Raw genomic sequence first — 13,965 nt, 5'->3', positions numbered from 1 at the left:
AATCGGCCTGAGTTTAAGACAGGTTCAAGCCGACTCAGTATTTACTGCAAAGCCATTTTAAATGCCTGTACATACTGCTTAATTTTGTGATGCAAACTCACACCCATCACACCCATCAACACAAAGCATGTACCTACCAAAAAGTTGAGTTCCAACTGTTCATTGAGTAACACTACACCAAAACACATCCCAAAGATTGGGGTCAAAAAAGAAAAGACTCCCAACTGCGATGCCAAATATTTTTTCAACAGCCAAAACCAAATCAGATAACTGGCAAATGACACGACAACGGTATGGAAAAGCAAACTTGTAAGGGATAATACAGACCAGTGAATTGTCGCTTGTCCCATGAAAAAAGCCACAGGCAATAACACCAAGAAAGCGATAAAAAGCTGATAAAACAAAGTTTGGGTCGCAGGTGCTTCTGCTAGTTTAGTCAACCGAACTGCAATAGTTGTGGCTGCCCACAATACCCCTGCCAAAAGTGCTAAAGCATCACCCCAAAGTGCCGAACTCGCAGCCGCTTGTGAAGCTGCAGGACGAAATAAAAATGCAATCACGATCCCCAAAAATGCACATGCAATGCCCAACCACTGGATAAATGATAAACGCTCAGAAGGCAACTTCCAGTGCAAACCCAATGCGACAAAAATAGGCGCGGTATAAAGCAAAACTACGGTATGCGCCGCGGAGGTAAAACGTAAAGCTTGAGCGACCAGAAAAAATTCTGCTGCAAATAAAAGCCCAACTAAAATTCCTGCGGCTAAGTAGTCTCGCCCCCATAAAGATGTGCCCTTTGCCAGCTTGATCATGGGGTAAACCATCAACGCAGAGAGACCTGAGCGAAGTGCAATTTGCATCACTGCAGAAATATCGGGGGCAGCAAGCTTTAACACCACTTGTTGTAATCCCCACAAAATACACAGCCCAAACATAATCCCTGAAGCTTTACTGTCCAGCGCTTGACGACTACTCACGACCTGCTCCACTGAAAAAGATCAAAGCTCACTATAGATTTGTCTGAAATAAAACATATAATCTAAAACAGACAAGAGATCTTCTTATTCAGGCAATTTCAGCCATGCCCCAACGACAACAAAAAAAGAGCGCGCCACTCAAACAATTACCGACCAATGATCATATTGATAAATTATTATGGATCAGCTTTCGCGAAGATCCCGCGCAGTCGGTTTATCCTGTGCATGGACATGCATGGGGCGAATTTGTATACGCCTTTAATGGTGTGATGGAAGTGAATATTAACCAGATTGACTACCTTACCCCGCCACCTTATGGCATTTGGCTTCCCCCCAATGTGGCTCATAGCAGCTTAAATCGTACCGATGTTTCGCATGGCACCTTGTATATCCATGAAAGCTTATGCACTCATCTGCCTCAACAAGCAGGTATTATGCTCAGCTCGCCTTTGGTCTCGGCTCTATTTAAGCATTTGAGACAACATAGTCTGCCAGATGATACACCTGAGCACATGCGCTTACTCTATGTCTTGCTTGATCAATTACACCATGCAGAATTGGTCAGTAGCTATTTACCGCACTCTGAACACCCGACCCTAAAAAGCATTTTAGATTTTTTACATCTGCACCCTGCGGACAACAGTTCTTTGCAACAACTGGCAGTACAGCACAATATGACTGAGCGCACACTGGCACGTTATAGTCAAAAAGAACTTGGCATGTCCTTGAATGAATGGCGACAGCGCTTAAAAGTCATGAAAGCCATGAGCATGCTGACAGAAGGAAAAAAAGTCGAAAGTATCGCGCTGGATTTGGGCTATGCCAATGCCTCAGCCTTTATTAATATGTTTAAACGCTGGATGGTATATACCCCCGATCAGTTCCGTAAACTGTACCATAGCCACCAATAACGCTAAAAAAAGATCACCGAAGTGATCTTTTTGAATGATGGGGTTTGAAAGCCTGTAAATTAAGCTTTAACAAAGGTATTCCAAGAATAGTCTTGGTTTTTGCCTTTTAGGGTCATTTTCAACTGCTCACCCGCATGTAATGCAGCCACCCCAGCAGGTGTACCTGTCATGACTACATCGCCCGCTTCCAAAGTGAAGACTTGGCTAATGTCGGCCAACAAGGTGCTAATGTCAAAAATTAAGTGTGCAGTGTTGCCCGCTTGGCGCAGCTCATCATTGACATGAAAACTGTAATGCACATCATCCCAGTCCTGTACCACATCGGAAACAGCAACCCAGTCTGCCAGCACACACGAACCATCAAAGGCTTTAGCACGTTCCCAAGGCTGGCCTTTGGTTTTTAAGTCATCTTGTAAGTCACGCAAGGTTAAGTCCAAACCTAAAGTCACAGCTCCCACCGCTTGCAGGGCTTGAGCTGGATCGGCGGCTTTGCTTAGGCGATGGTCAATGCGTAAAACCAGTTCACATTCATAATGGCAGCTGCCCCATGCAGGATTCCAAGAAATGCCCGCATCTAAACTGAGCAAACTGCTCGGTGGTTTGATAAATAAAACCGGACGATCAGGAATCGCATTGCCTAATTCTTTGGCATGGTCTGCATAACTACGACCGACACAGACAATTTTAGATGGACGTGTACTCATGATCTTCCTCTGATTTTTTGATGGTGTTATGGAGCAAAATGCTTATTTTTTAAAAGTATTTTCAAATTTTGCTTGATCCGCACTATCGGCCAACGCACGCTTAGGCACAATCACCACAGTACGGTTTTTCAGCTCAAGCATATAGGTCAGCTTGCCACTGGCAAACTTTTGCACTTCATTATAATGGACCACTTGCTTGCGGCCATTGGCATAAATTTCCGCATAATCTTGGTATAAATCGATGCCTTGCTCACTTTTACCAAACTGATATTTCACAAATTGGCGCTTAAACATCATCGGCAGGAACCAATAGCGCATGAGAATTTGTAAAACCAAGAAAAATATACCCAATGCCACATAGTAACGACCGACGCCTGAGAAGCCGAGCATAAAGCCCCACACAATAATCCCGACACTAATCAACGGCGTGATAAAACGCGTCATTTGCTTTTTACCAAAGGTCGCTAAGGCAAAACCATCTTGGGACTCTTCTAAAGTGAGGAAATAACGTGTCGATAATGCAGGCTTGTTCTCTGACATAGGGTCATATCAAATAGCTAAAAATATTGTGCTCAATACTACAACACAATCGGTTATTTTTTTAGGACTTTAGCAGATCGATGTTGATTAGCTGGCTATCCACTTAAGCCGAGGCCATACCGATATCAGAACCGCATTATAAAACTGAGATGCAAGAAACAACTGAATAACTACGGCAAAAAATCCATCCATGCTATGGATTTCTACTGAACAGAAAGTGCAGACACAAAAAAACCGCAACATGTGCGGTTTTTTCAATATTGATCAAGTTGGTGCGCTCAGAGAGATTCGAACTCCCGACCCCTTAGTTCGTAGCCAAGTGCTCTATCCAGCTGAGCTATGAGCGCGACGTCTTGATGGGGTGCATTGTATATGGTTTATTTCATTTTGATAAGTCATTTTGTAGTAACAAACCATCAAATGTTTATTAATCGTACATAAAATTAGATTAAGTCGCTAAAAAAAATATAAATAATTACAACATTCACTCAATACATTAAAAATTAGTGCAAATTCACAAACAGCAACCACAACTAGTATGAGATTCTTTATAATCAAATAGAAGAATTACGTAAAATTAATTTAAGATACAAATGCCAAATCAAACAGATCAATCAACTTTAAACATGAGTAAAATTGGACCAGCAATAGCATCTGTACTTATCCTGCTCATCGTCATTGGCTATTCTATTAAAACAATAAAAAATCAAGTTCGACATATTGAAAGCTTACACTCAAACGAATGGCACGTATTTGAAAGGCATATGACTTCAAACTATTTTTTTACCGTGTCAAAATTTCGAGATAATAGTCAAAGCCTATATATAAGCCAGAATGGTGACGTATTTTATTCTCAACTTTGCACTAACAAACTAAAAAATATCTGTAAATTAGCTTATTCATCTGAAATAAAAGTTGAAAGTGTACTATTTTATGCTCAAATACATAAACGGACAGGGCGATATACTTCACTACATTTAAAAGACATCATTTTCATAGATCAAAACAATCGCCAACAAACATTTAATTATTTAACTACTTCTCCAGATGATCAAAACTCTATTTCTAATAAAAAAAATAGTTTATGGATTTCACTCATACTCATATTTATAAGTTATTTATTCTTCGGATCTTTGGCATCTTTTCAGATTTCCGATAGCATTCCTCAAAATATTAAAATGCAAAAAAAGATCAATAAAACTATTATTCTCGCAATCTGTATGTGTTACTGCTATTTAATTGCAATCACATTAATTACATTCTTGAGAAATTAATATTTTTCAAATATAAAATGATCAGACACAAAAAAACCGCAACATGTGCGGTTGATTGTTCAAGTTGGTGCGCTCAGAGAGATTCGAACTCCCGACCCCTTAGTTCGTAGCCAAGTGCTCTATCCAGCTGAGCTATGAGCGCGACATAAGTAAAGTTGGCGGTGAGAGAGGGATTCGAACCCTCGGTACAGTTACCCGTACGCATCCTTAGCAGGGATGTGGTTTCAGCCACTCACCCATCTCACCGTAACGTGCGGCCATAATACAAACTTCATGCTAGCACTGCAAGCACAGACACTCAATTTTTTGCATATTTCTGTTCAATTAAATACTTTTTAAACAATTTAGAGCGGATTCATTCGAATTTTTTCTTTTCTCTACATCTGCATGTTGAATAAAACAGCAGATATTCTAAATTGCCGACATAAAACACAATATTGCAATCATTTGCGTGCAGTCTGTCTTCGCATGACTTATGCTAATCCTATCTACTGACATACAGCCAAAGACATTATGAAAAATTGGGTCGATCCTGAAGCAAAAGCTGAAGCTGAACGTTATGACAACCCTATTCCGAGCCGCACGCTCATTTTAGAAACCATCGAAGAAAAAAAGACGGCGTTATCGCATGCGGACTTGGTCGAAATTTTTGAAATTGCAGATCAAAAAAGCATTGAAGCACTCAGCCATCGCTTAATTGCGATGGTTCGTGATGGTCAACTGATGAAAGATGGCTTCAAGTTTCAAATTGCCGAAGAGCAACCTGAACATGAAGCAACGGTTTACATCAACAGTAAAGGCTTTGGCACGGCGAATATTGCAGGGCATGAAGACTTACTTCTACCTGAACGCGAACTGCGCCAAGTGTTTAATGGTGACCGTGTTAAAGTGCGTCAAACCTCAGTAGACCGCAAAGGTAAAGCTTGGGGCTTTATTACTGAGGTAGTGCAACACCGTGTGAAGCAAATTATTGGTAAAGTATCAATACATGATGGTGAATACTTTATTCAGCCAGCAAATCCGAATGCGCACCAACCGATTACTTTAGAAAAAGAATTAATCGAACACGCACAAGTCAAAGTGGGCGATTCGGTTCGTGTCGCAATTGATGACTACCCAACCAAAGATGAGTTGGCGACAGGTCATATTGTGCAATCGATGGCAGACAAGGCCGACACTGAAATTATTATTCCGCAAACCATTTTAGAGTTTGGTTTGCCATATGAGTTCCCAGAAGAAGTTATTAAAGAAGCAGAAAGCTTTAAAGAGCCTTCAGCGCAGGACCGTGAAGGTCGTATTGACCTACGAGATTTAGCCTTAGTCACTATTGATGGTGAAGATGCACGCGACTTCGATGACGCAGTCTATGCAGAAAAACGTCCAGGCGGCGGTTACCGTGTGGTGGTGGCCATTGCAGATGTGAGTCACTATGTCCGTTCAGGCAAACCACTGGATGATGAAGCTCAAGAACGGGGTACATCGGTGTATTTCCCTCACTTTGTTTTACCGATGTTGCCTGAAGCTCTTTCGAATGGCTTATGTTCACTCAATCCGCATGTAGACCGTCTATGTATGGTCTGTGATTTAAACCTGTCACGTGCCGGTCGCGTCACCAAGTTTGAGTTCTACCCGTCTGTGATGCACTCAAAGGCACGTTTAACCTATACCAATGTTGCCCAGTACTTTGAAGGCGACAGCAGTGCCATTCCTGAAGACCGTGATGTTCGCAAATCCTTGAACACCCTGTTCCAACTCTATCAAGTCCTCAAAGGTTTACGTGCTGAACGTCATGCCATGGAATTTGAAACCGTTGAAACTTACATGACCTTTGATGAGCTGGGCGGCATTAAGGAAATTTTACCGCGTACGCGTAATGATGCGCATAAACTGATTGAAGAATGTATGTTGTTGGCAAACGTGGCAGCGGCTGAATATGCGCTACAACATGATGTGCCAATGTTATACCGTATTCATGAACCACCTGAGTTTTCACGTATCCAAAAAGTACGCGACTTTGTCAAACTGCTCGGTCTACCGTTCCCAGAGCAGCCGACTCAGAAAGACTACCAAGCTGTGATTGATGCAACCAAAGACCGTATTGATGCTCCAAGTATCCATGCCGTGCTGTTACGTTCAATGATGCAAGCCTACTATGGTGCGAATAACGCAGGTCACTTTGGTTTGGCATATGAAGCCTATACGCACTTCACTTCCCCAATTCGTCGCTACCCAGACTTGTTGTTACACCGTGCGATTAAAGCCAAGTTAAAACATAAACCTGCACCTCTTTCAGGGGCCGCTTTGGATGATGCTGGTCAACATTTCTCAGCGACTGAACGTCGTGCAGATGAAGCGTCTCGCTCTGTCACCACATGGTTGAAATGTCATTATATGCAGCAACATTTAGGTGAAGAGTTTGTCGGTACCATTTCTGCCGTAGCGGAATTTGGTCTGTTTGTGACACTCAAAGACTTATATGTTGACGGCATGATCCATGTCAGCCAACTAGGCGATGACTACTTTGTCTATGACCAACCAAGTCAGAGCTTGATTGGGCAGGCACGCGGTCAAAGCTTTAGCTTGGGCGATGAAGTTAAAATCAAAGTTGCAGCAGTGAATTTAGAAGACCGCAAAATTGATTTTGAATTATTGCAGCAACTCTCACATGGTGGTCGGCCCATACGTAGTCGAGCGCCCCGTGTTGGCAAAGCCAAAACAGCACGAAGCGAAAGTAAAGAAGAAGTCTTTAGCGAGTCGACAAACGCCTCTCCCAGTAACAGCGGAGACCAGCCCATACGACGCAAAAAAGATAAATCCCAACCTAGCTCCTACAGCAAAAAGCCTGGTAAAAAATCTTCATCAAAGTCTGAAACAAAGGTTAAAGATAAAGTGAAGAAAAAGTCGAAACCTAAAAAGAAAAAATCAAATGCAAAAGCGAAAACTGAGTAAATGATGAAAAAGGTGCTAGGGCTTAATGTGTCCTAGCACCTTTTTTCATAGGGCCAACATGAACTTTTTGCGTTTATTTTTAAGCAAACCCATCAGCCAATACCATCCCCTGCTTTATTTCATGGCCACGCGTAGCCGACGTATGATGCGCTATTGGCAATGGAAAATAGATGGGAAAGACTACGCACATTCATTTTCTGACGTCCCTTTGGCATTTCGCGTCAAAAAGCATCAGTCCGTTCTGATTCGTAAATTAGGCGACAACAATCAGCACTGGCAACACAATAAAGTCATCAATCTCAAAATTGCCACTCCGTGTATTTCCGGGATTTTAATCCACCCAAAACAGACTTTTTCTTTTTGTCAGTTAGTGGGACAACCAACAACTCAAAAAGGCTATGTTGAGGGAATGGAACTCAGCTTTGGTCAAGCACGCGGTGGTATCGGTGGCGGTATTTGCCAAATTGCCAATCTCATTCACTGGCTTGTCTTGCATAGCCCGTTACAAGTGGTACAACGTTCACAGCATTCCTTTGACCCGTTCCCAGATCATGGTCGTGTACTTCCATTTGGTAGTGGCGCTGCAATTTTTTATAACTATATCGATTATCAATTTTACAACCCCACCCCACATAGCTTTCAAATTCGGCTGTGGTTTAGTGAGAAATGTTTAGAAGGTGAACTGCGTTGCTCTGCCGATTTAGGCTATGTCTACCATGTGTTTGAACAACAGCATGCCTTCCTAAAAATCGGGACGGATTACTATCGTCAAAACGAAATTTGGCGACACCGTAAAGAAAAATATAAAAGCGGTGAAATCTTAGCAACTGAATGTATGACCCGTAACTTTGCCAAAGTGCTTTATCAGCCCTCACGCATTGATCAGCACTACCCTTCATGGGCTGAATTTCAAGCGGCGCAAAACATCAAAACCAATTAAAACTTGATTTCCCACGGCATCACCCTTACATCTAGTGATAACTGAACATTTAATTTGGCTTAAACGCATGACATTAGAAAAAGCAACCTTGCCTGTTCCACAGTTTGATCAAATCACCTTAGTACAACTCCAACAGCAGATCGAACAAGCCATTCAACAGGGTCAAAGTTTTTTAAAAGACCTGAGCGAAGTCCCTAAATCGATTCAGGCACAGCTTGCGGTCTTAGAACAAGTCGATCATTTAGAAAATAATATGAGTGAAGCATGGGGCGTGCTGTCCCACCTCAATGCCGTGATGAACAATGCTGAAACTCGTGAGGTGTACCAGTCACTATTACCAAGCTTAAGTGAATACTATACCGAGTTAGGTCAACACACAGCGCTGTATCAAACCTATCAACACATTCATGATGCTGCGCAATTTGATCACCTCCCTGAAGCCCAACAAAGTGCGATTAAACTTGCACTGCGCGACTTCAAACTATCGGGTGTGGCTTTAGAAGGTGAAGCCAAAAAACGTTATGCAGAAATCTCGGCTCGCTTATCACAACTATCGTCCGACTTTTCCAACCATGTTCTGGATGCAACCCAAGCCTATTTCAAACCTTTAGCGGACCACGAACTGGCAGGCTTACCCCAAAGCAGTGTTGAGCTGTTAAAACAATATGGTCAGCAGCGCGAACTGGATCAACCCGTTGCCACTTTAGACTTCCCCTCGTACTTGGCGATTATGACTTACGCGGAAAACCGCCCTTTGCGCGAAGAACTGTATCGTGCCTACACCACACGTGCATCAGATCAGTCTGAACACGCTGAGTTTGATAACAGCGCGGCGATGGAAGAAATCTTAAGCCTGCGTCAGGAAATGGCTGTGCTGTTAGGTTTCAACACCTACGCCGAGCTTTCATTGGCCAGCAAAATGGCGCCAAATGTAGCAACGGTAGATCAGTTCTTACGTGATTTAGCTGAACATTCACGTGCCCCTGCACTCAAAGAAGTGGCGGAGCTGAAAGCTATTGCTGCTGAAGATGGCATTGAGGATTTAAAACCGTGGGACAGCACGTATTATTCGGAAAAATTGAAAGTCCAACAGTTCAATTTATCTCAAGAAGCACTCAAGCCCTACTTCCCTGCACCTAAGATTTTGCAGGGCTTATTTAGCATTGTGAACCGTCTTTATGGGATTCAAATTGTGGAGCGTGAAGCCCCTGTTTGGCACTCAGATGCACGTTATTTTGAACTAGAAGATCAAGGCGCAGTGGTCGGTGGATTCTACTTTGACCTCTATGCGCGTCAGGGCAAACGTGGTGGCGCATGGATGAGTGGTTTCCGCTCTCGCACCCAAACAACGCACGGCCTACAAAAACCGATTTGCTATATGGTGTGTAACTTTACGCCACCTGTGGGGGATCAAGCAGCACTACTGACACATGATGAAGTGGTCACCTTGTTCCATGAATTTGGACATGGTTTACATCATATGTTGACAGAAGTCGACAATATTGCAGTTGCGGGGACACACGGCGTGGCATGGGATGCGGTAGAGTTACCAAGCCAATTCATGGAGTTTTGGGCATGGGATACTGAAAGCTTAGACCTACTCAGTGCCCATATTGAGACCCAAGAAACCTTACCAGAAAGTCTACTCAAAGCCTTGCTAGACGCGCGTTTCTTCCAATCTGGCATGCAAAGTTTACGTCAAATTGAGTTTGCCCTGTTTGACCTCAGCATTCATAAAGCAGCTCCTGCTTTGAAAGCGGATCAAATCCAAGCCACCTTAAACCAGATCCGTGCACAATATGCTGTTTTAGAGACCACGCCTTATAACCGCTTCCAGCATAGCTTCAACCATATTTTCGCAGGCGGCTATGCAGCAGGTTATTATTCTTATAAATGGGCGGAAGTTTTGGCCAGTGATGCCTTCGATCGTTTCGAAAATGAAGGGATTTTTAATACTGCCACTGGAAAAGAATTTCGTCAGTTTATTCTAGCAGTTGGCGGAAAAGATACAGCGCTTGATGCATTTATCAATTTCCGTGGGCGCGAGCCAAAAATAGATGCTTTACTTCGTCATCAAGGTTGGACGAACCGCTAAAAAAGTGAGTAAACTAGGCGCCTAAATTGTTCAGAAGGTAAGTCTAATGACTATTAAACGTCGTTTCATTGCAGGTGCGAAATGTCCTAAATGTCAGGCGATGGATCGCGTTGTTATGCTTACCTCGAATGACGATGAATGGATTGAATGTATCGACTGTGGTTATTCTGAGAATCGTCCGACTCATGTAGACGAGCCTCAGATCCCCGCTATCCCCGACGAGGTTGGGGTCATTCAATTTAAACCACGTCAATCCAAAGAATAAAGGTTGAATCGAATGTCGTCCGTACAACACAACAACCCTAAATTACTCTGGGGTATTACAGCAGGTTTGGTCGCAATCATTGCGATTTTCGCACTTTATCAGTGGTTGTTTGCTGCACAAGAGCCTACAACACCAGTGCACCAAGCGGAGTTGATCCAACCGACCGTGAAGGCGCTTCCAGAAGCTGAAAAAGCAGCTTCGACCGCCATGGCTGACAACACCATTAAATTGGTCGAAGAAGATATTTTAAAAGCACCTGTACCTGAAAATGCCTCACTTGCCAAAGAAGAAGTGGTGAAACTGGACGATATTCAAAGCCAGTTGAAGGAACAGGAAAAGAGCTTGCAAGCACAGCACAAAGATGCCGATGAGCTGGTAAAACTCAAAGAAGAACAAATTAAACTGTTAGAAGCCCAATTGGCTGCTCGGTAAAATACGGTTGTTATTTTTAAAGACGTTAGCTTATCGACTGATACGCTAACGTCTTTTTTTGCCCTGCTGCTTCACCCACCTTTTCAATCAGCACTAAGCTATTACATAACTCATCATCTCTTTTGAACCACCTCCACTAATAAAGTCTCTAGTCGCTATACATCACAGCCCCTAGCTCATACCAAAGATATCTTTTAGAAAGACTTTATTTGTCGATTAATTCTTTTCATTGAGCTTAAGTGCTGGCTGATTTTTAAGATGGGACACTTAGCAATATTCTTGTACTTTGTTTTGATATAAGTGACGATTTGAGTGGGTAACTCCTAGAAAGAAGCTATTTTCTTCAGAAGTATCTCCAATAACTCCAAAACATAAAAAAGCATCCAAAGATGCTTTTTTATGGTCTAACTCAAGTTCACAACTTAGTGATACCAGCCAAATAACTTAAAGAAGTATGGAACATAAGCAATGATCAGCATCGCTGGGAACAACACGATCAAAGGTAAAATCCAACGCTCATAACGATAATAGAAAGACAAATGACGCACTTCCTCATCGGCCTCATTCACCTCGGCATCACCAATGGATTGTCTTGCTAAAAGATGATTGAGTGCCACAGGTGGTGTCACATAACCCAACTCAAAACCTATCAAGGTGATCATCCAAAAATGGACAGGATGAATACCATATTGATAGGCCACAGGTGCAACCGTCGCAGAAATCAAGATCACGGCGCCAAACGGATCCATAATCATCCCAACAAAGACCATCAACCCCAAAATCAGAGTAATGACCAAGAACGTACTGCTAATATCAGTCGGGAAGAAACTCATTACCTCCGTACGTTCAAGCAATCCGCCCACGCTGACTGACAGTGCCATTAAAATGACCAAAGCACCAATGTGTCCAACGGTTTCACTGGTCGAGATATGCATCGACTTCCAAAAACCGACTTGGCGTAACACGTCCATGGAACTAGATTGAACCACCCCATGATTCACCACTTGTCCATCATCTGCGGCATTACCATGTAGCCCTTCACGGTATTCTGCATGGGCAACTTGAGCCCCAGCCAATGCAGGTTCACCACCCGAGTTATAATTTGCGCTAAGTGTCTCATCCCAATGCCCCACAGCAGGCAAAGGCGCAGGCTGATGACGTAATTTATCAAACAACACGATCATCAATAAAATCACAGGCATCATCACGGGTGCAGTAAATTCATTTAGGTCAGTGTCTAATAAAAATTTATAGAACATCCACGTGAGGACAAAAATCACGATATAAGGCACAACTGCTAGGAATGCGCGCCCTGATTTCGGTGCGGCCAAACTCGGTGCCGCGATGCGGAATTTACTCTCTGCAAAGAAGAGTGAAACTACTAAAAAAAGTGTTGAGGTCAGTAAGAACGTGTAAACACCATATTGATAAAGTAAGTCCGTCGTGACTTCTTTGTTTAAGGATGCCACTACGACAATCAATAAGCATGGACGCAAAACCACACCCAGCGAACCCGACATTGCCGTTGCAGCTAAAGCAAACTGACGACGTCCACCTGCATTCCAGACTTCTTTATAAATAATCGCCCCTGCTGCAATCACAAAGATCCCCGATGCACCCGTATATGCGGTTGGTAAGGCTGCAGCGATTAAAATCAACCAGGTGAGTGTTTCAGGCGCCAAATTCCATGGACGCAAAATATTTAAGAACAGATCCACGACACGGGTTTGTTTCAACAACATACCCGCCCAAATAAATAGGGCTAAATTCAGGAAAATACTGGAAAATTCAACCAACTGTCCCAAGTAAATCCCTTGCCCCATGGGGTAGTCCATGAAGAAGATAAATGCCACACCCGTAATCACCGCCATGTAGGCATACAGAGGAACACTCAGGAAAGCAAAGCCTAGACGCCCGCCGGCTTTGGCCTCTTTCGGTGGGCTAAACAGCTGCCACCCACTTATCAAGGTAAGTACCGAAAACAGAATCATCCACAGCCAATAAATCAGCTGGGCTTCGCCATTCATCGGCACACCCGAGTCTTTCACTGAGTTAAATTGGCTAATGCTCGAGTAAGTTAATAAACCATTACCCAGTGTCATCAGGAGACTATAAACACGATAATCCAGCTTGGTTGCAAGGCCACGCAAACCAATATGATGGATTTTTAAGGTCGCGCTAATCGCAGCTAAAACCACCATAAAAATTAATAGAATGGCGCGATTTTCTGTTCCGAATTTAAAAATACCAAAAAAAGTGGTTTCAAAATTACGATAGGCACGAATACTTGGGTGTGCCTCCATATGTTGCATGGCTTTATCATAAAACTGATACTTTTCTTCACACTGCTGCACACCTGCCAAAATGGACGCACGCACATCAGCTTCCGAAGCCGTACCAAAGAAGTCGGCGAACTCATCTGCAGCGTTGGCTTGCATTTGGGTTTTGACCAAAGCATCCACATTCGGCTGACGATTACACTCTGGCTTGGCAGGCTCTGCCCTTAAAAAAGAATACTGCATACCTGTGGCTGAATCGCCATATAAGCGCTCGCCCATACGTAGCAATTGGCCATGAATCATTTCACCTGTACCAATTAATAGCGTAAGTAACAGTAAAATCAGAATGACAAAAGTAGAAATCCACTCGGTCCATATATACTTCAGCAGATCGAGTCCTGATCTGCGCTGTCCATGATTCTGCATGTTGTTTCCTATTTTTATTACCGTTCTATTCGGCGCAATACACCGTAGAACCTGTCATTTTAGTCGGCTCGAGCTTGTCCTTTCTCTATGCCTTTAGATTTTTGTTTTGTTTATCTTTGCATCAAATTTATATTTTTGAATATGACAATCTGGATTTTCTTTTTAGAATTTAG

General features: G+C 43.0%; 10 protein-coding genes, 3 tRNA genes and 2 pseudogenes. 7 read left to right on the top strand and 8 right to left on the bottom strand.

Annotated features, from left to right (window positions below; genetic code table 11):
* Positions 1-41: 41 nt before the first annotated feature.
* Positions 42-977 carry a DMT family transporter gene (locus ACY3FQ_RS02160; protein ID WP_489773561.1) on the bottom strand — a complete coding sequence of 312 codons (936 nt, stop codon included), beginning with the start codon at positions 975-977 and terminating at the stop codon, positions 42-44.
* A gap of 104 nt (positions 978-1,081) precedes the next feature.
* Between ACY3FQ_RS02160 and ACY3FQ_RS02155 the strand changes: the two genes are divergently transcribed.
* Positions 1,082-1,888, top strand: a complete 807-nt coding sequence (locus tag ACY3FQ_RS02155) for an AraC family transcriptional regulator (protein ID WP_489773560.1) — start codon at positions 1,082-1,084, stop codon at positions 1,886-1,888.
* 59 nt (positions 1,889-1,947) lie between these two features.
* Here the strand turns inward: ACY3FQ_RS02155 and ACY3FQ_RS02150 are convergent, their stop codons facing one another.
* The 3 genes from ACY3FQ_RS02150 to ACY3FQ_RS02140 all read right to left on the bottom strand — a co-directional run bounded on the left by ACY3FQ_RS02150 (position 1,948) and on the right by ACY3FQ_RS02140 (position 3,479).
* Entirely contained in the window at positions 1,948-2,592 is a 645-nt protein-coding gene (locus ACY3FQ_RS02150) for a fumarylacetoacetate hydrolase family protein (protein WP_489773559.1), read from the bottom strand.
* A 42-nt stretch (positions 2,593-2,634) separates the two neighbouring features.
* A complete protein-coding gene (locus tag ACY3FQ_RS02145; RefSeq protein ID WP_004691260.1) occupies positions 2,635-3,132 on the bottom strand; it encodes a YcxB family protein in 498 nt (165 codons plus the stop codon).
* 270 nt (positions 3,133-3,402) lie between these two features.
* Positions 3,403-3,479: transfer RNA gene (locus tag ACY3FQ_RS02140), tRNA-Arg, on the bottom strand.
* Between the two features lie 246 nt (positions 3,480-3,725).
* Here ACY3FQ_RS02140 and ACY3FQ_RS02135 point away from each other — a divergent pair.
* Positions 3,726-4,406, top strand: a complete 681-nt coding sequence (locus ACY3FQ_RS02135) for a hypothetical protein (protein ID WP_227518666.1) — start codon at positions 3,726-3,728, stop codon at positions 4,404-4,406.
* A 65-nt stretch (positions 4,407-4,471) separates the two neighbouring features.
* Here the strand turns inward: ACY3FQ_RS02135 and ACY3FQ_RS02130 are convergent.
* Both ACY3FQ_RS02130 and ACY3FQ_RS02125 read right to left on the bottom strand, forming a co-directional pair.
* A tRNA-Arg gene (locus tag ACY3FQ_RS02130) sits at positions 4,472-4,548 on the bottom strand.
* A gap of 14 nt (positions 4,549-4,562) precedes the next feature.
* Positions 4,563-4,652: transfer RNA gene (locus ACY3FQ_RS02125), tRNA-Ser, on the bottom strand.
* A 264-nt stretch (positions 4,653-4,916) separates the two neighbouring features.
* Here ACY3FQ_RS02125 and rnr point away from each other — a divergent pair.
* Genes rnr through ACY3FQ_RS02100 form a run of 5 tightly spaced genes read left to right on the top strand, consistent with a single transcriptional unit; the run spans position 4,917 to position 11,087 of the window.
* Positions 4,917-7,355, top strand: coding sequence for a ribonuclease R (gene rnr / locus ACY3FQ_RS02120; protein WP_213063781.1), 2,439 nt, complete (start codon positions 4,917-4,919; stop codon positions 7,353-7,355).
* Between the two features lie 58 nt (positions 7,356-7,413).
* Entirely contained in the window at positions 7,414-8,295 is an 882-nt protein-coding gene (locus ACY3FQ_RS02115; RefSeq protein ID WP_489773558.1) for a VanW family protein, read from the top strand.
* A gap of 52 nt (positions 8,296-8,347) precedes the next feature.
* On the top strand, positions 8,348-10,390 hold the full coding sequence (locus ACY3FQ_RS02110; protein WP_489774378.1) for a M3 family metallopeptidase: 2,043 nt from the start codon (positions 8,348-8,350) through the stop codon (positions 10,388-10,390).
* A 52-nt stretch (positions 10,391-10,442) separates the two neighbouring features.
* Positions 10,443-10,655, top strand: a complete 213-nt coding sequence (locus ACY3FQ_RS02105; protein ID WP_171054267.1) for a YheV family putative zinc ribbon protein — start codon at positions 10,443-10,445, stop codon at positions 10,653-10,655.
* Positions 10,656-10,667: 12 nt separating this feature from the next.
* Positions 10,668-11,087: a hypothetical protein gene (locus ACY3FQ_RS02100; RefSeq protein ID WP_489773557.1), complete on the top strand. Its 420-nt coding sequence runs from the start codon at positions 10,668-10,670 to the stop codon at positions 11,085-11,087.
* 422 nt (positions 11,088-11,509) lie between these two features.
* Here the strand turns inward: ACY3FQ_RS02100 and ACY3FQ_RS02095 are convergent.
* Both ACY3FQ_RS02095 and ACY3FQ_RS02090 read right to left on the bottom strand, forming a co-directional pair.
* Positions 11,510-12,049: pseudogene (locus tag ACY3FQ_RS02095) on the bottom strand (TRAP transporter large permease subunit); the annotation flags it as partial.
* Between the two features lie 140 nt (positions 12,050-12,189).
* Positions 12,190-13,792: pseudogene (locus tag ACY3FQ_RS02090) on the bottom strand (TRAP transporter large permease subunit); the annotation flags it as partial.
* Positions 13,793-13,965: the final 173 nt, after the last annotated feature.

Source organism: Acinetobacter sp. AB03 (genome assembly GCF_058107045.1).
The sequence above is the reverse complement of the archived record's forward strand: the minus strand, read 5'-3'. Positions and strand labels throughout refer to the sequence as shown.